This is a genomic window from Achromobacter seleniivolatilans (genome assembly GCF_030864005.1).
Classification (GTDB): domain Bacteria; phylum Pseudomonadota; class Gammaproteobacteria; order Burkholderiales; family Burkholderiaceae_B; genus Achromobacter; species Achromobacter seleniivolatilans.
Map to the genome: position 1 here is coordinate 2,719,817 of NZ_CP132976.1, position 20,113 is coordinate 2,739,929.

Annotated in this window: 27 protein-coding genes; 25 read left to right on the forward strand and 2 right to left on the reverse strand. The window is 61.3% G+C overall.

All coding sequences use genetic code 11. The annotated features are described in order from the left end of the window. Positions 1 to 45 precede the first annotated feature (45 nt). Positions 46 to 1,020 carry a tyrosine-type recombinase/integrase gene (locus RAS12_RS12050; RefSeq protein ID WP_306948694.1) on the forward strand — a complete coding sequence of 325 codons (975 nt, stop codon included), beginning with the start codon at positions 46 to 48 and terminating at the stop codon, positions 1,018 to 1,020. A 149-nt stretch (positions 1,021 to 1,169) separates the two neighbouring features. Here the strand turns inward: RAS12_RS12050 and RAS12_RS12055 are convergent, their stop codons facing one another. Together RAS12_RS12055 and RAS12_RS12060 are read right to left on the reverse strand one after the other, a co-directional pair. Continuing rightward, positions 1,170 to 1,832 (reverse strand): hypothetical protein, encoded by a 663-nt coding sequence (locus tag RAS12_RS12055; protein WP_306948695.1) that lies wholly within the window; start codon positions 1,830 to 1,832, stop codon positions 1,170 to 1,172. A 9-nt stretch (positions 1,833 to 1,841) separates the two neighbouring features. After that, positions 1,842 to 2,204: a helix-turn-helix domain-containing protein gene (locus tag RAS12_RS12060; RefSeq protein WP_306948697.1), complete on the reverse strand. Its 363-nt coding sequence runs from the start codon at positions 2,202 to 2,204 to the stop codon at positions 1,842 to 1,844. Positions 2,205 to 2,299: 95 nt separating this feature from the next. Between RAS12_RS12060 and RAS12_RS31075 the strand changes: the two genes are divergently transcribed. The 24 genes from RAS12_RS31075 to RAS12_RS12175 all read left to right on the forward strand — a co-directional run bounded on the left by RAS12_RS31075 (position 2,300) and on the right by RAS12_RS12175 (position 20,029). Beyond that, positions 2,300 to 2,542: a helix-turn-helix domain-containing protein gene (locus RAS12_RS31075; RefSeq protein ID WP_371321277.1), complete on the forward strand. Its 243-nt coding sequence runs from the start codon at positions 2,300 to 2,302 to the stop codon at positions 2,540 to 2,542. 404 nt (positions 2,543 to 2,946) lie between these two features. After that, complete coding sequence (locus tag RAS12_RS12065; protein WP_306948698.1) at positions 2,947 to 4,764, forward strand: Mu transposase C-terminal domain-containing protein; 1,818 nt, start codon at positions 2,947 to 2,949, stop codon at positions 4,762 to 4,764. A gap of 85 nt (positions 4,765 to 4,849) precedes the next feature. Beyond that, a complete protein-coding gene (locus RAS12_RS12070) occupies positions 4,850 to 5,587 on the forward strand; it encodes an AAA family ATPase (RefSeq protein ID WP_306948699.1) in 738 nt (245 codons plus the stop codon). Beyond that, entirely contained in the window at positions 5,584 to 6,204 is a 621-nt protein-coding gene (locus RAS12_RS12075; protein WP_306948701.1) for a hypothetical protein, read from the forward strand. The genes RAS12_RS12070 and RAS12_RS12075 overlap by 4 nt, the downstream gene beginning before the upstream one ends. Then, complete coding sequence (locus RAS12_RS12080) at positions 6,188 to 6,583, forward strand: hypothetical protein (RefSeq protein ID WP_306948705.1); 396 nt, start codon at positions 6,188 to 6,190, stop codon at positions 6,581 to 6,583. Before RAS12_RS12075 ends, RAS12_RS12080 begins: the two co-directional genes overlap by 17 nt. Then, on the forward strand, positions 6,580 to 6,918 hold the full coding sequence (locus RAS12_RS12085; RefSeq protein WP_306948707.1) for a hypothetical protein: 339 nt from the start codon (positions 6,580 to 6,582) through the stop codon (positions 6,916 to 6,918). Before RAS12_RS12080 ends, RAS12_RS12085 begins: the two co-directional genes overlap by 4 nt. A 19-nt stretch (positions 6,919 to 6,937) precedes the next feature. Further along, entirely contained in the window at positions 6,938 to 7,315 is a 378-nt protein-coding gene (locus RAS12_RS12090; RefSeq protein WP_306948709.1) for a hypothetical protein, read from the forward strand. 15 nt (positions 7,316 to 7,330) lie between these two features. After that, positions 7,331 to 7,945, forward strand: a complete 615-nt coding sequence (locus RAS12_RS12095) for a DUF3164 family protein (protein ID WP_306948711.1) — start codon at positions 7,331 to 7,333, stop codon at positions 7,943 to 7,945. Positions 7,946 to 8,299: 354 nt separating this feature from the next. Next, complete coding sequence (locus RAS12_RS12100; protein ID WP_306948712.1) at positions 8,300 to 8,755, forward strand: hypothetical protein; 456 nt, start codon at positions 8,300 to 8,302, stop codon at positions 8,753 to 8,755. Then, positions 8,748 to 9,176: a regulatory protein GemA gene (locus tag RAS12_RS12105; RefSeq protein WP_306948714.1), complete on the forward strand. Its 429-nt coding sequence runs from the start codon at positions 8,748 to 8,750 to the stop codon at positions 9,174 to 9,176. The genes RAS12_RS12100 and RAS12_RS12105 overlap by 8 nt, the downstream gene beginning before the upstream one ends. Beyond that, the gene (locus RAS12_RS12110) at positions 9,173 to 9,649 is read left to right on the forward strand and encodes a Mor transcription activator family protein (protein WP_306948716.1); all 477 of its coding nucleotides are present in this window, start codon (positions 9,173 to 9,175) and stop codon (positions 9,647 to 9,649) included. The genes RAS12_RS12105 and RAS12_RS12110 overlap by 4 nt, the downstream gene beginning before the upstream one ends. Before the next feature lie 88 nt (positions 9,650 to 9,737). Next, positions 9,738 to 10,229: a lysozyme gene (locus RAS12_RS12115; protein ID WP_306948718.1), complete on the forward strand. Its 492-nt coding sequence runs from the start codon at positions 9,738 to 9,740 to the stop codon at positions 10,227 to 10,229. Then, positions 10,226 to 10,480: a DUF7940 domain-containing protein gene (locus tag RAS12_RS12120; protein WP_306948720.1), complete on the forward strand. Its 255-nt coding sequence runs from the start codon at positions 10,226 to 10,228 to the stop codon at positions 10,478 to 10,480. Before RAS12_RS12115 ends, RAS12_RS12120 begins: the two co-directional genes overlap by 4 nt. Then, the gene (locus tag RAS12_RS12125; RefSeq protein WP_306948722.1) at positions 10,477 to 11,103 is read left to right on the forward strand and encodes a hypothetical protein; all 627 of its coding nucleotides are present in this window, start codon (positions 10,477 to 10,479) and stop codon (positions 11,101 to 11,103) included. Before RAS12_RS12120 ends, RAS12_RS12125 begins: the two co-directional genes overlap by 4 nt. Then, the gene (locus RAS12_RS12130; RefSeq protein ID WP_306948724.1) at positions 11,100 to 11,381 is read left to right on the forward strand and encodes a hypothetical protein; all 282 of its coding nucleotides are present in this window, start codon (positions 11,100 to 11,102) and stop codon (positions 11,379 to 11,381) included. Before RAS12_RS12125 ends, RAS12_RS12130 begins: the two co-directional genes overlap by 4 nt. Continuing rightward, positions 11,378 to 11,596: a hypothetical protein gene (locus tag RAS12_RS12135; protein WP_306948726.1), complete on the forward strand. Its 219-nt coding sequence runs from the start codon at positions 11,378 to 11,380 to the stop codon at positions 11,594 to 11,596. Before RAS12_RS12130 ends, RAS12_RS12135 begins: the two co-directional genes overlap by 4 nt. Before the next feature lie 3 nt (positions 11,597 to 11,599). After that, positions 11,600 to 12,103, forward strand: a complete 504-nt coding sequence (locus tag RAS12_RS12140; protein ID WP_306948728.1) for a DUF1804 family protein — start codon at positions 11,600 to 11,602, stop codon at positions 12,101 to 12,103. Between the two features lie 3 nt (positions 12,104 to 12,106). Next, positions 12,107 to 13,774, forward strand: coding sequence for a phage terminase large subunit (terL, locus tag RAS12_RS12145; protein WP_306948731.1), 1,668 nt, complete (start codon positions 12,107 to 12,109; stop codon positions 13,772 to 13,774). Between the two features lie 7 nt (positions 13,775 to 13,781). Continuing rightward, positions 13,782 to 15,386 carry a DUF935 domain-containing protein gene (locus RAS12_RS12150; protein ID WP_306948732.1) on the forward strand — a complete coding sequence of 535 codons (1,605 nt, stop codon included), beginning with the start codon at positions 13,782 to 13,784 and terminating at the stop codon, positions 15,384 to 15,386. Further along, the gene (locus tag RAS12_RS12155) at positions 15,379 to 16,638 is read left to right on the forward strand and encodes a phage head morphogenesis protein (protein WP_306948734.1); all 1,260 of its coding nucleotides are present in this window, start codon (positions 15,379 to 15,381) and stop codon (positions 16,636 to 16,638) included. The genes RAS12_RS12150 and RAS12_RS12155 overlap by 8 nt, the downstream gene beginning before the upstream one ends. 12 nt (positions 16,639 to 16,650) lie before the next feature. Beyond that, on the forward strand, positions 16,651 to 17,154 hold the full coding sequence (locus tag RAS12_RS12160; RefSeq protein WP_306948737.1) for a phage virion morphogenesis protein: 504 nt from the start codon (positions 16,651 to 16,653) through the stop codon (positions 17,152 to 17,154). Between the two features lie 327 nt (positions 17,155 to 17,481). Continuing rightward, positions 17,482 to 18,636, forward strand: coding sequence for a phage protease (locus RAS12_RS12165; protein WP_306948739.1), 1,155 nt, complete (start codon positions 17,482 to 17,484; stop codon positions 18,634 to 18,636). Positions 18,637 to 18,697: 61 nt separating this feature from the next. Then, on the forward strand, positions 18,698 to 19,096 hold the full coding sequence (locus RAS12_RS12170; protein ID WP_306948740.1) for a hypothetical protein: 399 nt from the start codon (positions 18,698 to 18,700) through the stop codon (positions 19,094 to 19,096). A 42-nt stretch (positions 19,097 to 19,138) separates the two neighbouring features. Then, entirely contained in the window at positions 19,139 to 20,029 is an 891-nt protein-coding gene (locus RAS12_RS12175; protein ID WP_306948742.1) for a Mu-like prophage major head subunit gpT family protein, read from the forward strand. The last annotated feature ends 84 nt before the right edge of the window (positions 20,030 to 20,113 follow it).

Genomic DNA, 20,113 nt, shown 5'->3' on the forward strand with positions numbered 1-20,113 from the left:
CAACAATGTGACCCGGCTATCGCTGCAGGTCGACGGAGATTCACCATGTCAATCCGCAGAGACAAAGCATCCGGGGTATGGCAGATCGACATCTGCTCGCCAGGCATCCCGAGAATTAGATGCTCTTCTGGCACCACAGAAAAAAAAGCCGCTCAGGAGTACCACGACCGACTGAAGGCTGAGGCCTGGCGGAAAGTGAAGTTTGGAGAGGAACCGACCCATACTTTCGACGAAGCCGCGCTACAGATGCTCCGCCTTTCCGAAGGTCAGCGGGATTACGACACCAAGGTACGCCACGTCAAATACTGGCGTGGCGTGCTTGGCGGCGGCACAGCAGTCAGTTCTTTAACAAGCGGCGCCATTCTTCAGGGCCTGCCCACACATTCCACTCACGCGCACCGGAAGGCCAAACCTTTATCAGCCGCGGCGAAGAATCGATATCTTGCGACCATTCAACGCATTTTGTCCTTATGCGTCGAATGGGGTTGGTTGAACCGATCGCCGAAGCTTCGAAAGTTTGTCGAGCCCGACGTACGCGTACGGTGGGAGCCGCCCGCGGTGATCGTTCAGTTAATCCAAGCCATGTCTACCGACTGGATGCGAGAAGTTAGCCTATTCGCGGTGGCCACCGGGATGCGGGCAACCGAAGTGCTGTCACTTTCATGGGCGCATGTAGACATGGCTAAATCTCATGCATGGATTACGCATGGCCGAGCCAAGAATAAGCGAGCGCGGGCCGTCCCGCTGAACTCTGACGCAATGGCTGTACTACGACGCCGTATGGGAACTCATCCGGTCCTAATCTTTAGCCGGCGACCGCGTCCTGGTCGTGAACCTGCCCAAATTAGTCAGATCGACTCGTCGATTCTCTCGGGCGCTTGCAAACAGGTTGGCATCACCGGGTTTCGATTCCACGATTTCCGCCATACCTGGGCCTCATGGCATGTACAGGCCGGAACCCCTCTGATGGTCTTGAAAGAACTGGGCGGCTGGGAACGTGTGGGGAGGTGCGCAGTTTGAGACAAAGACAGCCGCCGGAATCTCAGAAATTCCGCCTCTGGATCAAGGGGTTATCCACATTTCCACGGAGTGGGGCATTTGCGACCGCCTTTAGCCGAAATGCTAAGAAGTGCGAACAAACGCACGCAATTTGCGACGGGATAGGGCTTTTATAGGGCCTGCTGGCAGGCTGCCAGGTTTGTCCACAGTTCCCGCTCTACCTCCTCAGCCGCCCCAGTAGCCTTAAGATCAGCAAGCGCATAGCCGTTGTGCAGGCCCGTGCGGAAAAAGTGGTACCAGTCTCCTAGTGCTTTGCCTGCTCCTTCGCATGTGGAATAGGAAGGGACCCAGCTGTTTTTTAGGTCGTATGCCTGCACGCCGAAGACGTATGGAACCTCTTGCGCGGTGAACAAGGGCCACTCCTGCTGCACGTACTGATCCCCGGCTCCCATGAAGAAAGCTGCATCGTTTCCGTTCAGTGCAGCCCGAACCCTGAAAGCAGCACGGCGAATCACTGCCTCGGCTTCCGCCGCAGCTTCTCGCGTCTGCTCTCTTGTCCAAGCCTTCAAAGCTGGCCCAGTTTGCGATGCATCTGCGTGTATGAAGCGGACCGCCGCCGCATCGGCTGGCCCCTGCGCACCTGCCAAAACGGTGGCGGAGAAGAAGGCCCCAAAAGTGAGGGATGACGCAACCAGGAAGGAGAGGACAGGTTGCGTGCCGGTGAATTTTCTCGACGTCAATGACATCCCTCTAAGTCCTTGAAAATTAATAATAAATTTAACCAGGCCGGAACTGAGCTGGTTGCGGCCGTTTCCCTCACATAGCGACTTCAATAGTGCTCATCATTCGCCGCTAGCCTTGCGGCGCGCGGAGATTTCGCGCGCCAGCGTAGCCCCCGTGGCCTCTATAGCCCTTTTACCGACTTCGGCCGTGTGACGGTAGTTATCAATTAACGCCTCTTCCCGAGGGGTTAGGGGCAAAGAGGTGCGTACCGGGGCTAAGGTCAAATTTTGTTTACCTGTCACAACAAAATTGATATCTGCGCCCAGCTCTGCAAACACGGCCAAATACTCAGCATTGGGAAATGTCTTGCCCTTCTCATAGCTGATTTGCACCTGCTTTGACGTGCCCGCATGCGCAGCCAGGGCTGTCTGCGACAGCCCTAGTCTTTCCCTTTCCGCACGGAGACGGTCCCCTATGGTCATCAAAACTTTCCCTAATTACGGATTGACAGGTAAATATTTCTTTACCATAATCCAACACAATCCAACTTTTAACAACGCATTCCAACACGGCTGCGATGAAAAAAAATACTGCCTCTCCAGCGACGTCCCGCCGCTCCCCATCGCGGGACTTGGCGTGGTTCCGTGCCAACGGCGTGACTATCAGTTCATGGTGCCGCCAGGAAGGCCTTAGCTACCACGTAGTCAGGGAGCTTCTATATGGCCGCAACAAAGGCATACGTGGGGAATCTCACCGCGCCGCCATTGCCCTAGGGATCAAACCAGACCCGAAAACACTGGATAAGGAAGATTCGAAATGACTACGGTCACAGTATCGGATGTCCTTGTAACACAACGATTTAACGCTGGCGAGGAAGCGTCTGAGGCCACGTATACGGCATCTGAACTTCTTGGCCTAGCGTTGCCTTGCTTGCCGTCAACCTTGCCGAGCATCGGTCGCCGAGCGCAAGCAGAAGCATGGGCGTTCTTGGAATCCAAATCTGGCTCAGGCGCAGGCGCTCGCGGTATCGTGAGACGCTATTTCGTGCCGCCCTACGTCCGTGCTGCGGTTCAGCTGAAACAGGCAACGCAGGCAGCTGCCCGTAGCACGCCCCAGTTGGAAGCGGCAAGTGCTGCCGTGGCTCTGTCATCCAAACAACGAGCGGTAGCAGAGGCCCGTGCCGCACTTTTGCTGCATGTTCATCGCTTGGCGGCTTCCGTGGGTATGAGCCAAGCGATACAGCAGACGGTTTACGCCGCCCAGAATCGTGAACTCCCCCCCCCATTGGCGCAGGCAGTTGCAGTCGCGAACGACAAAGCGGGCAACAACAGGACCCTTACTCGGGCCACACTCTACCGCTGGCTGGCCAAGTTCGACCTGCGGCAACCCAATGCCGTAGAACTGCTCGCGCCTGCGAGCGCTGGTAAGACCCGGCGCGGCAGCTGGCTGCGAGAAGTTGTCGCGCCGTGGGCTGATGCCGCGCTCAAGCTCTACCAGCGCCCGCAAAAGCCATCACTGCGCTGGGTGCACGACCAGCTACCCGCGTATCTGCCGAAGGGCGTGACCCCGCCCAGCTACGACACCTTGCGCCGCTTCATCGGCCAGATGGGCAACGTCGCGATTGAACAGGGGCGCATGGGTTCCCGCGAGATAAAGGCCATCAAGCCTTTCGTGCGTCGGGACACGTCCAAGCTTTGGCCTGGCGATATCTATATGGCAGACGGCCACGCCTTTGACGCGGAGGTCGCGCACCCTCGGCATGGTCGCCCGTTTCGCCCCGAAATCACGACCGTGCTGGACACCAGTACCCGCAAGGCTTTGGGCTGGTCGACGGACCTGGCTGAATCCGGCCTGGCTGTCCTTGACGCGCTGCGCGTTGCAACCCAGACAGGCGGCATCGCCAGCGTGTTCTATGTGGACCGGGGGGCGGGCTATATCAACGCAATGATTAGCGGGCCGGGCACTGGCCTGCTGTCTCGGCTCGGGACCACGCTGACGCATTCCCTGCCTTACAACTCGCAAGCGCGAGGCATCATCGAACGCGCCCACCAATCCATATGGGTGCGCGCCGCCAAGGAACTACCTACCTACATCGGCAAGGATATGGACGCGGAGGCAAGCAACAAGGTCCACAAGCTGACCCGGCGCGATGTCAAACGCTTGGGCGCAAGCCGTGCACTCATGGCCTGGCCGGAATTTGTTGCTTTTGCCGCTGACCAGGTCGAGCAATACAACGACCGGCCCCATCGTGGCCTGCCGATGATGTCGGACCCAACTACGGGTAAGCGGCGTCACATGACACCCAATGAAGCATGGGCCAAGGGAGTCCAGGACGGCGCAGACCTGGTGCGGTTGCTGCCGAGCGAGGCCGACCACCTATTCCGTCCGCAGCAGCAATGCCGCGTGCTGCGGGGCGAAATTCGCCTGTTCAACAATACCTATTTTTCGCATGAGCTGACCGAGTACCACGGCGAGGGCGTCAACGTCGGGTTCGACATCCACGACCCCAGCCAGGTGTGGGTCCACGACGCCGAAGGCGTCCTGCTATGCAAGGCGCAGTTGGACGGCAATCGTCGCGACTTCATGCCGGAGAGCTTCCTGGACCGCGCAAACCGCAGGCGTGCAGAAGGTCGCGCACGTCGCTTGCAAGACAAGCTCACGGAAGTCCGCGAAGAGCTGCACGGCGGGCCGCTGCTGCTGGAGAACGACCCGGCGCAGCGCGTTCCCTTCTTGGCGGAAATCGACGCCCTGCGATTGGGGCAGACCGTGGATGTCCAAGCCATCGAGGTCTCCCGCGAACAAGCCACCGTCGCCGCCGTTCGCCCGGCCTTCCGCAACCCGTCCGAGCGATACGAATGGCTCAAGGCTGAAGGCCATGCCGCGTGGAAGGAATCAGACAAGCAATTCCTTTCTGAATACGTCCGAGACCCGGATGGTTACGCACTGTTCGCGGAGCGCTATGAGCTGCTGGGCTTGGCCTGGAGCGAGCAGGACGAACAGGAATTGAACAGTTTCAAGAACCCCGCACGCAAGGTTGCGTGAGGCCTTAATGAAATGGCCCGGAAGGTGCGGGAACACCAACCGGGCCGGGAAAGCTGACTTGCAAGAGTCAGGAGGATATTACACCGTGAAAAAAGCCTTTGTCCAAAATAGCAACTATGTGCGCTTCGTTGAGGCCGTCAAGGCTGTAGAACAGCGCGGGGCGCGTGAAGCCTCCATCCTGCTTGTGACTGGCCCTGCCGGGCTGGGTAAGAGCGAGACGGTAGACCGCTTTGCGATGGATACCAATGCTATCTATCTGCGCGCCAAAGAAACCTGGACCAAGCGCGGCCTGCTGTCCGAAATGGCAGACTGCCTCAAGCTGTCCAATACGGGCCGCAATCAGGAAGTCCAGGCCCGCATCATCGGCCACGTCGCCGCCCGCCAGACACCCATCGTCATTGACGAAGCCGAATTCACTGTACGCACTACCGCATCCATATTGGAATGCGTGCGCGACATTTCCGACCTAACCGAGGTCCTGGTTGTCCTGGTCGGAATGGAAACCATCGAAAGCCGCATTGCGCGCTATCCGCAGATTTCCAGTCGCGTCGCCCAGGTCGTTCACTTTCAGCCGTTGAATCAGCAAGACGTGATGCTCACGGCGCGGCAGCTGGGCGAGGTCAGGATTGCCGATGAGGTCGTTGCGGAGCTGCACCGCCAGTCCGATGGCCGCATGCGTCTGGTCATGAACGGCATTGCCGCGCTCGAACGTCTCGCCGCAACGAATGGCCTGACCGAAGTGCGAGCCGAGCATATCAAGGACTTCCCCCTGTGCCATGACTGGCAGGGTCGACGCACACGCATCCCTGGGAGGACGGCATGAGCCACGTATGGACATCCCAGGCCGTCATGGCTGCATTGCATCGCCTGGTTGACTCAACCGACCAGCTTGACCTGGCGGACATCGTCCGTGAGTCCGGCCTGGAACGTAAGCAGGTAATCAGCGCTTGCGACAAGCTTGTATCGCACGCGTTTCTGTCGCGTCAGCAGTACAGCGATGGCAAGGTCAAGCCGGGCAAATTCAAGCTTACGCCCGAGGGGCGCATTGCATTGGAAGCGGGGGCCAACCTCAAGAGCGGCCCGAAGGGGCCGAGCGGCAAGGCTCGCGACACGGCGGGGTCCTTGCGTGAAAAGGTCTGGAGACTGCTGCGCATCCGTCAGAAGGCGTCTGTGCCCGAAGTGGTCGCCTTGCTTTGCGACGGCGACGCCACCCCCCAGACCATGAAACGCACGACCGACAACGTCCAGAAGTACCTGCGCGCCTTGCGTGCCACTGGCTACCTGATCGAAATGCGGCGCGAGCCGGGCACGAAGCCCACCAGCAACGGGTTCAAGCGGTATCTGCTGGTGCGCGATAGCGGCCCGCTTGCGCCGACCCGACGCGGCAAGGATTGCGTCTATGACCCCAATGAGGAACGTGAGTATGTCGTCCTGGCTTGATTTGGTACGCGCAGAAGTGAAGGCATCCGGCAGCATCACCGCAACGGCAAAGAGAATGAATTGCTCGCGGTCGGCACTGTCGCAGGTCATCAACCATTGCGGCCCCTATGGCACCGGCAAGGCTAGCGTATCCAAGCTGGCCGAGAAAGCCATTCATGCATTCACGAAGGTGCATTGCCCCTTCCTGACGGAGTTTCATGGCCAAGCAACGGTCATTACCGGCGCGGAATGCCGTGGGCACGCGGACCGCGAGACGCCGCCCATCAACAATCCCCGCGAGCTGCGCCACTGGCGGGCGTGCCAAACCTGCCCGCACCGCGCCAAGTATGTCAGCCCGCAAGCCACGCCCTCATCCGAAATCATCGGGGAATTCCAATGATGAACGCTGCAAACGACTCACGCATGGTTAACGATCAATCCCTATTCCGCGAAAGCGTTATTCACCGCCCCGCGATCTTGACGCTGGATATCCAGGCGCGCCTGGCCACGATCAATGCGGCCTGCCGCGAGTTGCGCAAGCTGGGCTTGCGCATCGTTGACCAGGACGTGGCACCGAACGATGAGGGCCGCCCGGTGGTCAATCTCGGCCCGATCCTGCCCGACCAAGCCGACCAGCTCGTCAGCATGGCGGGCGGCAGCACCCGAAATTCCGCAACGCAATGGCATAGCGCGTCCGTGTTCGCCGTGCGCGCCGTCTGGACTATCCCGCAGTAAGCGCCAGGAGGTATCACCCATGAACAATCCGCGAAGCACTGACAGCGTCACGGTCACGGACATCCAATGCACCGCGCACCGCGCCTTGTACGAACAGCTCACGACCGAGCGCGCCCGCTGGACGCCGGAGCTTGACCGATGTGTGCGGGCCTATTTTGAGCTGCAAAGCCCCCCGTCCCCGGAAGACAGTCCCCTCCAGATGTTCGCCAACTACGGCACGAGCCTTGGCATCGCGCAATCGCTCCATGCCATGGGATGCATTTCGGAGCATGCCTTGGGTCACATGGCGCGCTTTGCCTCCAACCAGATGGCCAGAAAGCTCCTACCGTGGAACGGTCGCGCCTTTGAGGTCGCCAGCGGCTATGGCACTCCCCACGAAACCCCCTCCTACCACTAAGCACGAAGGAAACTCATGAGCAAGCAAATACCCCCCGGCTACCGCGCCCGCGCTGACGGCACCCTCGTTCCCGAGGCGATGGTTAGCGATATCGACAAGCTGCGTGATCAGACGGTCGAATCACTCATTGTTAACGCGAAGGCGATCAGCGCCAAGCTGGCTGAATTCAAGAGCGCCGCATTTTCAGACCTGGACGCGTTCACGTCGACCAGCCTGGAGATGTACGGCGTCAAGAGCGGCGGACGAAAGGGAAACCTTACGGTTGTCTCGTTCAACGGCCAATACAAGATCGTGCGCCAGGTGCAAGAGCGCCTGGCGTTCGATGAGCGCTTGCAAGCGGCCAAGACGCTGATTGACGAATGCATCATGGCTTGGTCCGCAAGCAGCACGGATGAAATCAAGGTGCTGGTCAATGACGCTTTCCGGGTTGACCAGGAAGGGCAGATCAACACCGCCCGCGTCCTCGGCCTGCGTCGTCTCAATATCAAGGATGAGAAATGGCAGCGTGCCATGACCGCGATTGGCGACAGCCTGCGCGTGGACGGCAGCAAGCCCTATATCCGCTTCTACGAGCGCGCAGAAGGCTCCGACGAGTACACCCCCATTTCGCTGGACTTCGCGGCAATCTGACGCGCCACGGCTGCAATGGCCCCGATCTACCGTCAGCCGTCGACGGGCGCACGCGGGTAAACGTGCGCGGTTCAGGACCCTGGCCGGGCGGGGTGTGCGGCCCCGGCAATTTTTGGAGAGCGGCACAAATGCGTAAGAGCATAGAAACCGAGCTGGGCACAGAGGTGCAGTGTGCTGCTTGCAAGAACTTCTGGCCAGCAGACGGCGAGTTCTATTTTATGGACAGAGGTCGGTTGCGCTCACGGTGCAGGGCCTGCGAGAAGGACAGCCCGACACGCCAGGCGTTCTGGGCAAAGCGACAGCAGCAACGCAATGAAGGCCGTAACACGATAGCGACGGCTTAGGGACCAAAACATGACGAAATTGAAGCAAGACGATATGAAGGCGATCACAACCGAGCTGGCGTCGCCCTGGGGCTGCGTGGGCCTGGTCTGCGACGGCTACCGTGTGACGGTCGCGGTTGTGCGTACCGGCACGCTCAGGTTCGGCCTGACGGTGTATATCAACGGTCGGCAGACAGGCAAGCAGCTGGTGGAAGACTGCGAAGAACGTAGGCGCTTTCTGCGTCCGTGCGAGCAGTACTTGTATTCGCCAGCGGAGCGCAAGAATCTCGTAAAAATTGGCGGAAAGCGCTTTGCCAAGCAGATGGGCGCGGAAAAACGCTTTACGTTCCATTCCCATAACTGGCTATCGGTGCGCACCATGCTGCGCCACTTCACTGCCAACAATGCAAGCGTGGAGCTTGTTGAAATTGGTGCGTCCGCTGTCAGGGCCAGCCTGCCGCGTGATGAGGCCGTCACCGATGCGTAGCCCTTCGACTCCGCTGGCCGTGGCACGCAAGCGCGCCATTTCCGCCGTTCACGTTCTCAAGACGCAAGCGGGTATGAGCGACGATGAGTATCGCGCCATGCTCCAGGCGCAAACCGGCCTGACAAGCAGCAAGGATCTGGACATCGCGCAGTTGCGTCGCGTCTTGGATCACTTCGCCCGCCTGGGCGTTAAGTCCCAGGGCCGCGCCAAGCTGGACCGCGTTGGCACCTCTCGCCAGCGCCTGCTGGCGAAGCTGACGGCCCAATTGAATGCGGCAGGCCGAGACCGTCGCTATCTGGACGGGATGGTCAAGCGCATAGCCAAGGTGGACGCCTTGGAATTCTGCGACGAGCATGCGCTTTCCAAGCTGATTGCGGCGCTCGCAATTGACGCCAAACGACATGGACGGGCTTATCCGTGAACAAGATTGCCGCAAGCCGCACCGACCTGTCTGAGGTCGCCGGACTGGTTCCGCCCGCAGCACAAGCTCTGATTGCGGTGATTGGCTTGCGCGCAACGTCGGAGCTGGTGCGCCAGCTCGGTGGCACGACCTTTGCAGTACCCCAACGCGAAACCCGACTCGGAGAGGCCAAGTTTGAAGCGCTGGCCGAGGTCGTTGGACCCGATGCCGCCATGGCCATGGTGCGGCACTTTGGCGGTGAATCGCTGTACATTCCGCGCTGCCGGGATGCGCTGGTGGAGTACATCTACCGCGACATCCGGCAGACGTTCGACCGCCTCACCCGCGATACGTCAGCAATACAGGCTGTCTCCGTCCTGGCCGTACGTTACGGCTATTCCGACCGTCATATCTGGTCCATCCTCAAGATGGCCGACCGCTTCGGCCAGGCCGAACAAGCTGTGCGGGCCGCTGGTCAGCTCGGCCTCTTCTGACTCTATACAAACACCCACTGAAGTGATTCACGGCGCGCTCTAGGCGCAGCATCGGCATAGTCATGTCCAGCAACTATTGGACACGACTATGCACCCGGAACACACTTCAGAGGCTGGCGTCTCGCTTATCGAACACTTCGAGAGCTGCCGCCTGAAAGCCTATTGGGACCCACACGGCAAATGCTGGACAATCGGCTGGGGCCACACTGGCCTGGATGTGTATGAGGGTTTGGTCATCACGCAGGCAGTCGCTGACGCCATGCTTGCGCAAGACCTGATTGAACGCGAGAACGCCGTTAAGAAGTTCTTTGCTAGCGTGCCCCTCACGCGTGGCGAGTTCGATGCGCTGGTGTCTTTCTTGTACAACGTAGGCCCCGGCAAACGTGGCATCAAGTCCGGGCTGTTCGTGTTGATGAGCGGCCAAGTCTCCACGCTCGCCCGCAAGGTGCTGGCCCGCGATTACGCCGGAGCAGCCGAAGAATTCCCCAAATGGATTTATGCGGGCGGCGTCCCCCTTCGCGGGCTGGAACGTCGACGCAAGGCCGAGCGGCAATTGTTCCTGACCGGGGCCTGGTTATGACGCGCCGCCTCAAGCTCACGAAGAGCTGGCGGCGACTGCATCGCTCGTACACCGTCATTCTAGGTTTGCTCCTAGCGGTCGCTTCGGCGGCCTACGAACTGCTCCCCCTCTTTCGGTCCGTCGTCGAGCAATCCCGTTTCGCCTGGATTTCCATGGTGCTGGGCGTGCTGATTGCAGCGCTGCGCTATGTGGATCAGCCCTGTTTGCAGCAGCCCCGGAATACGCCCGACGATGCAGGCGGTCCGCAATGATTGCCCGCATTCTGTCTTGGCTCGGCATTGACGCGGCTACGGGCTGGTTTCTCCTAGTCGTGCTTGCTGGCCTGGGTGGGTACGCCCAGGGACATGCCTACGCCAGCGCACAGGGCGAGGCCCGCCATAACGACTATGTCGCCCAGCAGAACCAAGCCACCGCAACCGCGCTCGTAAACCACATGCGTGCTTTGCAAGTCGAGCAGGAGCGCGGCGACGAATTGTCGCTCGCGCTCCTGGCCAGCCACGCCGAGCGCGCCAAGCTATCTGATGACCTCAAGAAGCGAGTTCCCCATGTGTCTACCGTCTACATCGAGAAGCCCGGTGCGGCTCCTGTTCCCCTGCCTGATCGTCCTTTCACTGTTGGCTGGGTGCGCGACTACAACGCCGCCCTTGGCCTACGAATGCCCGAAGCCCCAGCGGCTACCGGCAGCGTTGCGCGAACGTCCCCCGAGCTTTCTTCCTCTGGCCCCTTCGGCGGTGCCGATGCCGCAGACCTTACCCGCAGCACCGTGAGCCAGGCCGATGTCCTGACGGCTCATCACGACAACGCCGCCATTTGCCGAAAGATTGAAGCCCAGCTCAATGCCATCTTGGACCTGGACGAAGGGAAATCGCCATGACGGTCGAGATTGGCGGCGCACAGATATTTAGTGTCGTGGTGATGATCATTGCCGCGCTGGTCGGGATGTGGACCAGGCGGGTGCAAAGCGACCAGAAAGAGAACACGCAGCAGATCGCGGTCCTACGAACCGAGCTTGCTGCATTGCGTGAACAGCTCGCACGCGAAGCGAGCGAATACGCCCGGCGCGGCGAGATGGAAGAACTGATGCGCCGCATCGAACAAAAGCTGGACCGCATGACCGACAAACTGGATTCCAAACAGGACAAACAAGCATGACCGCCAAAGACACGAACACCGGAGCTGGACACGATGAACAATTGCAATTGCTTCGCCGTGTGGACGGCAAGCTGGACAACCTGGACGGCAAGCTTGATCGTGTCCGCCAGGACGTTCGCAAGGACGCGGTACGGTATGGCGCTGCGGCCGGTGGTGTGACGGGCGGAATTGTCGCCGTGGGTATCGCCTTGGCCAAGGCAAAGCTGGGCCTGTGACGCATGGCCCACCCTAAGGAAACCCGTGACACGGTCCGGCGTGCCTACGTGTATGACCGGCTCTCGTTGGAAGTGTCAGCCCTCAAGGCTGGCGTTTCCTATGCGACGGCGGCGCGCTGGAAAAGCCAATCGGCCAAGGACGGTGACGATTGGGACAAGGCGCAGGCCGCACAGCTGCTTTCCGGCGGGGGCATCGAGAACATCGCCCGCCAGATGCTGGCGGGGCTTGTCATGCAGTACCAGGCCACGATGGACGCCGTCAGCGTGGACACCGACATCAAGCCAGCGGCCAAGGTGCAGATGCTGGCCAGCCTGGCCGATGCCTACAACAAGACCGTCTCGGCGTCCAAGCGCATCCTACCGGAGACGAGCGAACTGGCCACGGCCATGCAGGTCGTGCAGCTTCTGGCCGATTTCATCCAGCAGCGCCACCCCAAGCACGCTACCGCCTTCGTCCAGATTCTGGAGCCGTTTGGCGAGGTTCTGGCCAACAACTTCGGCGGGTGACACATGGCTCGCTTTGAAATCAAGGCCAAGCGGACGAACCGCAAAGCGTTCATGGCCGAGGTCATGCAGCTGGCCGCAGGCATGCGGGCGCTGGTCGAGGCCGAGGTATCGGGTTTCAGTCCTGACCCCGCCGTTGCCCGCGAGCGTAGGGCCAGGGCCTGGGACGATTTCGAGTATTTCGCCCGCACCTATTTCCCGCACTACATCAGCAAAGCCAACAGCCAGCTGCATGACTATCTATACAAGCGCTTGCCGGAAATGGTGGCGCTGCCCGAGTCGCAATCGGACGTGGTGGCAGCCCCACGCGGCGAAGCGAAATCAACAATCACCAGCCAGATATTCGTCCTGTGGTGTGTCATCACCGAGCGCAAGTGGTATCCGGTCATCATCATGGACGCTTTCGAGCAAGCCGCCGTGATGCTGGAGGCGATCAAGGCCGAGCTGGAAAGCAATCCGCGCTTGGCCATGGACTTCCCTGAGGCGGCTGGCCAAGGCAGCACCTGGCAGGTCGGCAAGATCATCACCAAGAATGGGCGCATGGTCGAAGTCTTTGGTGCCGGGAAAAGAATACGAGGCCGTCGTCATGGCCCCCACCGGCCAGACCTGGCCGTGGGCGACGATCTGGAGAACGACGAAAACGTACGCTCTCCCGAACAACGCGACAAGCTGCAAGGCTGGATTGCCAAGTCCGTCATGAAACTGGCCGGACCAGGCGAGAAGCTGGACGTGGTCATCATCGGCACCGTGCTGCATTACGACTCGGTACTGTCCCGCCTTCTGAAGAATCATTTCTGGCGCGGCATCAAGTTTCAAGCGGTCATCACCTGGCCGAGCCGGATGGACCTGTGGGACCAGTGGGAAGAGCTGTATAGGAACGATGGGCCAGACACTGCCCGTCTGTTCTATGCCGCCAATGAGGCGCAGATGATTGAAGGGGCCATGGTTTCATGGCCCGCTGCCCGCCCGATCCTGTCGCTTATGGTCATCCGCGCTCGCGACGGACACGATGCGTTTGACTCCGAATTGCAAAACGATCCCGTCGCGGGCGATAACGCGCCGTTCTCGGGCGTCATCACCTTTTGGGTCAACCGCCTGGCAGACTGGATTTTCTATGGTGCCTGCGATCCGAGCTTAGGCAAGGCAGGAAATCGGCGCGATCCGTCCGCGCTCCTGGTCGGCGGCTTCAATCGCGTCACGGGGGTCCTTGACGTGGTTGAGGCAAAGATTGCCAAGCGTGTGCCGGACAAGATCATCAGCGACGTTATCGCCATGCAACGTGAATGGCGCTGCCTGCTGTGGGTCGTTGAGGCGGTGCAGTTCCAGGAGTTCCTACGCACCGAACTGGTTAAACGGTCTGCTGCGCTGGGCATTCCTGTTCCGGCGCGGGGCATCACTCCGGGAACGGACAAGGACCTGCGCATTGCGTCGATACAGCCTCATGTGGCCAACGGCCTCATCCGGCTCCATCCGTCTCAAAAGACGCTCAACAGCCAGCTTACCCATTGGCCCATGGCCGATCACGATGACGGCCCAGACGCCCTCCATATGCTGTGGATGGCGGCAACAACTGGATTCGGCATCTTTGAATACACGCCCGCTCACAAACGCCCCGACGACACTGACCAGGATGATGTGACAGACGCTCATTCTCGGGATGTGGGGGCCTGGTAGGAAACCTATGACAAACCTTGTTGATTCCCGTGGCCGCCCCTTGCACCGGGAAGCCCTGCACGAACCGCAAAGCGCCCGCCTGGGCTGGGTGCGCCGTGAATGGGCTGAGCACCCCTCACGCGGCCTCACGCCGCAGCGCCTGCACCATATTCTTGAGGATGCGGAGCAAGGCAACCTGACGGCGCAGGCCGACCTGTTCTCGGACATGGAGGAGAAGGACGGACACATCATGTCCGAGATGGCCAAGCGGAAGCGGGCCATTCTGACGCTGGACTGGGAGGTTCACGAACCGGCTGGGGCAACACCGCAGGAGAAGCGCGACACGGCCATGCTCCGCGAGTGGATGTCGGAGCTACCCGCTTTTGACGAATTGCTGCTGGACTGCATGGACGCGGCAGGCCATGGCTTCGCGCCCATGGAGACAGAATGGCACCAAGTTGGGAGCGTGGCCCTACAGCGCTCCTTTACGCATCGCCCGCAGCGCTGGTTCCAGACGCTCCAGCATGACGGCAACGCGCTGCGCTTGCGCGATGGTTCCGCCGAAGGGCAAGCCCTTTGGCCGCTCGGCTGGGTCGTGCATCAGCACAAAGCGCGGTCCGGCTATCTCACGCGGGCGGGCCTACACCGCACCCTAGCCTGGCCGTATCTGTTCAAAAACTATTCCGTCCGGGACCTGGCCGAGTTCCTGGAAATCTACGGCTTGCCGCTGCGCCTGGGCAAGTACCCCGCTGGTACGACCGAGCGGGAGAAAGCTACCTTGCTCGCCGCCGTGGCAGGCATTGGCCACAATGCGGCTGGCATCATCCCGGATGGAATGGCCATCGACTTCGAGAACGCCGCCCAAGGGACGCAGGAGCCTTTCGAGGCAATGATTGCATGGTGCGAGCGGACGCAGTCTAAAGTGATCCTTGGCGGCACGCTGACGAGCCAGGCCGATGGCAAGTCGTCCACGAACGCCTTGGGCAATGTACATAACGAGGTTCGCCACGATTTGCTGGTGTCGGATGCGCGCCAGCTGGCAGCGACCATCAATCGGGACATCGTCGCCCCGCTACGCCTGCTCAACATCCCTGGCGCAGACGGTCGTCGCCCTCCTGAATTCCGTTTCGATACGCGCCGCTTTGACGACCTGCGCACCCTCTCCCAAGCCCTGCCGCGCTTGGTAGACGCTGGGATGCAGATTCCCGTGGATTGGGCGCACGAGCGTGCCAACATTCCGAAGCCCGCAGCAGGCCAGGCCGTACTGGTCAGGCTGGCTGCACCTACACAGCAGCCTGGGCAAAGCGAGCTTGCCGCCGCCACGTCTCAACTCGGGGCGGCGTTGGCAGTATTGTCCAGGTCTACCGGAGCTGCGCTTGTCGCCCGGCCCATCGCGACGGCGACAGGCCAGGTGGACCGCCTGGCCAGCGATGCCGCCCCGACTTTGAATGACTGGATTGACCAGGTTCGCGATTTGGTCGAGCGAGCCAAGAACCTGTCGGAGGTTCGGGAGGGATTGCTCGCGCTTGCGCCCGACATGCGCATTGAAGACTACGCCGCTGCCTTGGCCGAAGCACTGACGGCGGCGGCGCTTGCGGGCCGGGCGGACATCTTGGACGAAGCCCGTGCCTAGTCCCGTTTTCAGCGTTGGCCGTATTCCCTTTGCCGAACAAATCGCGTTCTTTCGGCGCAAGGTTCCCCTGCCGTCCGAGTCTTGGACCCAGTTGTACACCGCAGGACATGACCATGGCTTTGTTATCGCGGGCGCGACGCGGGAAGCCCTGGTGCAAGACTTCTTTGAGGCGGTGGAAAAGTCGATTTCCGAGGGCAAGTCACTGGAGTCGTTCCGCAAGGATTTTGACCGTATCGTCGCCACCCATGGCTGGGACTACAACGGCTCACGGAATTGGCGTAGCCGCGTCATCTACGAAACAAACATGTTCACCAGCTTTGCCGCTGGCCGTCGTGAACAGCTATTGAGCATGACGGAAACGCACCCGTATTGGATGTATGTACATTCCGATGCGGTAAAGCATCCCAGGCCGGAGCATCTGGCTCTAGATGGCCTAGTGCTGCGCTGGGATGATCCGTTTTGGGACACGTTCTTTCCCCCCAATGGCTGGGGCTGTCAATGCTCGGTGCGGGCGCTTACTGAAAGGCAGCTGCGCAAACTCGGGAAAGATGGTCCTGACCAGGCCCCGGTCATCCCGGTGCACGAGGTCACGATTGGCCAGCATGGCCCCACCCCGCGAACGGTGCGCGTCCCCGAGGGTATAGACCCTGGCTTTGAGTATGCGCCAGGCGCGACGGTGCCGCAGGGCGCGCTTGGCCCACGTGCGGATCAAGCCCTGCACTTTGGGCCGGACCTCACGCCCAGCCGATGGCAGCCCGTCCTGCCTGGCTCGCCCAGCTCCGCAGGCCGACCCGATGTCATTCCCACAGTCCCGGCCCCGCCGCCGCCCGCGTCCGCCGTTAACGCGCCGGGCACATTGACCGACCAGGTCGCGGAAGTTCTTGGCGGGCCGGTGCGCCTGGTGAAAACGCAAGATATCCCTATTGCGCTGGTTGCACGGTCGCTGGCCGTTCCACTGGCCAGGGAAGCCGAGCCGCTGCCGCTTTTGGCCCTCCTGGTGGATCTCCTCACCCAGCCCTGGGAAGTGTGGCAAAACCTTTACAGGAGCCGCGTGACGGGCGGGTATGTCCTGCGTACCCATTTCATCAAGGGATACCGCCAGGCTGATGGCACCGAGGCCGCGCTGGTCGCCCAGGTGGGCGGGGGCTATCTAGAGTCCTGGGCGCGGTTGCCGCTGGGCGATAGCGCCACGCTCGCCCAGGTGCGCGGCGGAAACCTCTGGTATGGCCAGCCTGGCGGCGCGGCGAAGTAGGCGGAGACGTATATGGCCACGATGCTAGTTGTAGAGGTCAATGACGTTCAGTTCGCCCAGGCCATGAAGCGGCTGACTGAGCTGATGGCGGATATGACCCCCGCCCTGCGCGGAATAGGCGAGTACCTGGCCAGCTCCAGCCAGGACCGTTTTGGCACTCAGACGGCCCCCGATGGCAGCGCGTGGACGCCCCTGAGCAATTGGTACAGGGAGACCAAGCCCTCCAACAAAGACAAGGTGCTGACGCTTCGCGGATACCTACGCAGCTCCATACACTGGCAGGTCATGCCTGACCAGGTCCTGGTGGGCAGCAATTTGGAGTACGCCGCGATTCACCAGTTTGGCGGGGTCATTCGCCCCAAGAAGGCCAAGGCGCTCAAGGTCGGCGGGCGCGTGGTCAGCCAGGTCAAGATACCGGCGCGTCAATACCTGGGTATCTCAGCCGAGGACGCGACCGAAAGCGAAGAGCTGGCGGCGGACTATCTGGCCGGGGCATTCAAGGACGGCCCGGCATAACCTGACCAGGTCAGCCGAATGGCTTAGGGCGAAATCGGAACGGTTCGGATTGCTCCGTCAGACGGTCTAGACCGAAATCGCAGAATCGGGCCGTGGCGCGATTTGTAGGGGGTGGGGTGCGGCATCGTTACCCATTCGGTCCCAGCCTATCGTTAACCCAGCGTTAAAAACCCTTTTAACGCTATCGGCACCTGTTGGCCCCCCTGCGGTTTGCACAGAACCGCCAATTCGGCGGGTTTTCTCCCACCGCTTGCCGCGATTCCCCAGCCGGACCTACTGAAGTCTTTCAACTAATCGGCGCGGGCGCTAATCGGCACCATGGCGGTTATGGCTAAGACCCGATCCGCATCCGCTCCCAGCTCGACCCGCCCTGCCGCCGCCGCCGCTCCCATGGTGGCCGCTCTCAGCATTGCGCTGCGCCCTGGCAAGGACGGCCAGGCCCAAGACGAAATTCAGGTTTTCCCCGCTGGCGAATTCCGCGCCTCGGATGGCCGCCCCGAGGACGTAGACACCTGGCGCATGGATGGCGACATTGCCCGCGCTCTTATCGCCAGATTTAACGCCCGCAACCGCCGCCTGGTCATCGACTACGAACACCAGACGCTGGCCGCCGCTACCAACGGCCAGCCCGCGCCCGCTTCGGGCTGGATGGTCGCGCTGGAGTGGCGCGAAGGCGAAGGCGTGTATGCCAGGGTGGACTGGAAGCAGCGCGCCCAGGCCTACATCAAGGCTGAGGAATACCTCTACATCTCGCCAGTCTTTACCTACGACAAGCAAGGCAGGCCGCAGGACATCCTGCATGCGGCGCTGACCAACAACCCGGCACTAGACAACATGGAGGCGGTGCGCCTGGCGGTGGCCAGCGCGCTCGCACCTGGTATCGCGCATGGCGGGGCGCAGCTCCTTCCCGCCCAATCTCCGAAGGAAAGCAAGATGAATGAACTTTTGAAGGCGCTCTTCGCGCTGCTCGGCTTGGCCGACGACGCGACCGAAGAGCAAGCGCTCGCCAAGCTGAGCGAATACTCCGACAAGGCCAAGCAGGACGCCGACCAGGTCGCCGCCCTGACGACCGAGGTCGAAAACAAGAAGGAAGAGGTGGCCGCCTTGACTTCGAGCGCAGGCAAGCCCGACCCGGCCAAGTACGTGCCCATCGCCGCGCTGTCCGCTTTGCAGGCGCAAGTCGCAACGCTGACCACGGACCAGCGCGCCCGCGACGTGGCCGAGCTGGTCACGGTCGCCCTCTCCGCCAACAAGCTGACGCCTGCCCTGAAGGATTGGGCGGTGGCCCTGGGCATGAAGGACCCCGCCCAGCTCAAGGCCTATCTGGACCAGGCCCCGGCCATTGCAGCCTTGTCTGGCACCCAAACGGGCGGGCGTCAGCCCGGCGGCAACGGCTCGCAGTTGAACGACGAACAAATGGCCGTTTGCACGCGGATGGGCCTGGACCCCCAGAAATACCTCAAGTCCATCAGCCAAGACTGAACCCAAGCATCTCAACGCGGCATGGCCCGCAATTCCCACATACAACCAGCAAGGACCGCTCATGGCTTTGACTAAAGACCGCAACACCCTGCGCCGAGACGGCCGGGGATTTCGCCCGCCCGCCGCCGCAGGCGTCCGCATCTACGCGGGGGCCATCGTCGGCGTGAACGCGGACGGCCACGCCGTCCCCGGTGGCAGTGCTGCCGCTGTGGCCATCCTGGGGATTGCCCAGGAACAGGTGGACAACCGGGACGGCGCAGCAGGCGCGCAATCCGTGGACGTGCGGCGCGGCACCTTCCAGCTCAAGCCCGCAGCGGCAGGCCTGACCCTGGCTGCCTACGGCAAGCCCGTTAAGGCGGTCGATGACGAATCGGTTGCGCTGGTGGGCGAAGACGCCGCCGCCATCGTCGCAGGCGTTGTACGCGATGTGGACGCTGATGGCGTCTGGGTCGAATTCTGACCGGACCAGGTCAACACCCTTTATCCGACTTCGGAGATACGCATGATCATCAATCCGCAAAACCTACAGGCGCTGTTCCAAGGCTTCAAGCTCGCGTTTTCCCAGGCTTTCGAGGGTGCGCCCTCGGCCTGGGCACAGCTTGCCACGCCGATCCCGTCGACAACGGGCGAGGAGGCCTATCCCTGGCTCGGCCAATCCACCCAGTTCCGGGAATGGGTGGGCGAACGCGTCTATCAAAACCTCAAGATGCACGGTTACCGCATCAAGAATAAGACGTTTGAAAACACCGTCGCCGTTGACCGCGACTCCATCGAAGATGACCAGTACGGCGTGTTCACGCCGCTGATGGCCCAGCTTGGCCAGGACGCCAAGGAACACCCCGACCTGCTTATCTTCGAGCTTCTGAAAAGCGCCTTCAGCACGGCCTGCTATGACGGCCAGTATTTCTTTGACACCGACCACCCGGTCGGCAAGGAAGGGGCCACGCAGTCCGTCAGCAATTTCCAGGGTGGCAGCGGTCGCCCCTGGTTCCTGCTGGACACCAGCCGCGTCATCAAGCCGCTGATTCTCCAGAAGCGTCGTGAATACGATTTCGTCGCCAAGACCGACGTGAAAGACACCAACGTGTTCGACAAGAATGAGTTTGTCTATGGTGTTGATGGGCGCTTGAACGTGGGTTTCAGCCTCTGGCAACTGGCCTACGCCAGCCGCGAACCGCTGGACGGCAGCGCGTTCAATGACGCGCACGCGGAAATGTCCTCGTTCAAGGGTGACCATGGCAAACCCCTGGGCATCCGCCCCAAGCTGCTGGTTGTGGGTCCCCAAGACCGCGCCGCCGCGCTGGAGGTTGTCAAGGCAGAGCGCAGCGCCAACGGTGCGACCAACATCAACCGCGACGTGGTCGACGTGCTGACCACGCCCTGGCTGGCTTAACGCGACTCCTCGCGCCGTCCCAAGTCCAGGCGAAGCCATAAGCCTGGCATAGCGACCCACCCGCCGCCCCTGGCCATCGAGGGC

What these genes read in the sequence shown, in the direction of transcription:
- RAS12_RS12085 (WP_306948707.1), top strand. Translation starts at nt 6,580, where the DNA reads ATGATGAACGCTGCAAACGACTCACGCATGGTTAACGATCAATCCCTA.
- RAS12_RS12050 (WP_306948694.1), top strand. Translation starts at nt 46, where the DNA reads ATGTCAATCCGCAGAGACAAAGCATCCGGGGTATGGCAGATCGACATC.
- terL (WP_306948731.1), top strand. Translation starts at nt 12,107, where the DNA reads ATGGCTCGCTTTGAAATCAAGGCCAAGCGGACGAACCGCAAAGCGTTC.
- RAS12_RS12075 (WP_306948701.1), top strand. Translation starts at nt 5,584, where the DNA reads ATGAGCCACGTATGGACATCCCAGGCCGTCATGGCTGCATTGCATCGC.
- RAS12_RS12125 (WP_306948722.1), top strand. Translation starts at nt 10,477, where the DNA reads ATGATTGCCCGCATTCTGTCTTGGCTCGGCATTGACGCGGCTACGGGC.
- RAS12_RS12120 (WP_306948720.1), top strand. Translation starts at nt 10,226, where the DNA reads ATGACGCGCCGCCTCAAGCTCACGAAGAGCTGGCGGCGACTGCATCGC.
- RAS12_RS12165 (WP_306948739.1), top strand. Translation starts at nt 17,482, where the DNA reads ATGGCTAAGACCCGATCCGCATCCGCTCCCAGCTCGACCCGCCCTGCC.
- RAS12_RS12175 (WP_306948742.1), top strand. Translation starts at nt 19,139, where the DNA reads ATGATCATCAATCCGCAAAACCTACAGGCGCTGTTCCAAGGCTTCAAG.
- RAS12_RS12115 (WP_306948718.1), top strand. Translation starts at nt 9,738, where the DNA reads ATGCACCCGGAACACACTTCAGAGGCTGGCGTCTCGCTTATCGAACAC.
- RAS12_RS12170 (WP_306948740.1), top strand. Translation starts at nt 18,698, where the DNA reads ATGGCTTTGACTAAAGACCGCAACACCCTGCGCCGAGACGGCCGGGGA.
- RAS12_RS12080 (WP_306948705.1), top strand. Translation starts at nt 6,188, where the DNA reads ATGTCGTCCTGGCTTGATTTGGTACGCGCAGAAGTGAAGGCATCCGGC.
- RAS12_RS12160 (WP_306948737.1), top strand. Translation starts at nt 16,651, where the DNA reads ATGGCCACGATGCTAGTTGTAGAGGTCAATGACGTTCAGTTCGCCCAG.
- RAS12_RS12150 (WP_306948732.1), top strand. Translation starts at nt 13,782, where the DNA reads ATGACAAACCTTGTTGATTCCCGTGGCCGCCCCTTGCACCGGGAAGCC.
- RAS12_RS31075 (WP_371321277.1), top strand. Translation starts at nt 2,300, where the DNA reads ATGAAAAAAAATACTGCCTCTCCAGCGACGTCCCGCCGCTCCCCATCG.
- RAS12_RS12090 (WP_306948709.1), top strand. Translation starts at nt 6,938, where the DNA reads ATGAACAATCCGCGAAGCACTGACAGCGTCACGGTCACGGACATCCAA.
- RAS12_RS12105 (WP_306948714.1), top strand. Translation starts at nt 8,748, where the DNA reads ATGCGTAGCCCTTCGACTCCGCTGGCCGTGGCACGCAAGCGCGCCATT.
- RAS12_RS12060 (WP_306948697.1), bottom strand. Translation starts at nt 2,204, where the DNA reads ATGACCATAGGGGACCGTCTCCGTGCGGAAAGGGAAAGACTAGGGCTG.
- RAS12_RS12135 (WP_306948726.1), top strand. Translation starts at nt 11,378, where the DNA reads ATGACCGCCAAAGACACGAACACCGGAGCTGGACACGATGAACAATTG.
- RAS12_RS12130 (WP_306948724.1), top strand. Translation starts at nt 11,100, where the DNA reads ATGACGGTCGAGATTGGCGGCGCACAGATATTTAGTGTCGTGGTGATG.
- RAS12_RS12140 (WP_306948728.1), top strand. Translation starts at nt 11,600, where the DNA reads ATGGCCCACCCTAAGGAAACCCGTGACACGGTCCGGCGTGCCTACGTG.
- RAS12_RS12065 (WP_306948698.1), top strand. Translation starts at nt 2,947, where the DNA reads ATGAGCCAAGCGATACAGCAGACGGTTTACGCCGCCCAGAATCGTGAA.
- RAS12_RS12095 (WP_306948711.1), top strand. Translation starts at nt 7,331, where the DNA reads ATGAGCAAGCAAATACCCCCCGGCTACCGCGCCCGCGCTGACGGCACC.
- RAS12_RS12100 (WP_306948712.1), top strand. Translation starts at nt 8,300, where the DNA reads ATGACGAAATTGAAGCAAGACGATATGAAGGCGATCACAACCGAGCTG.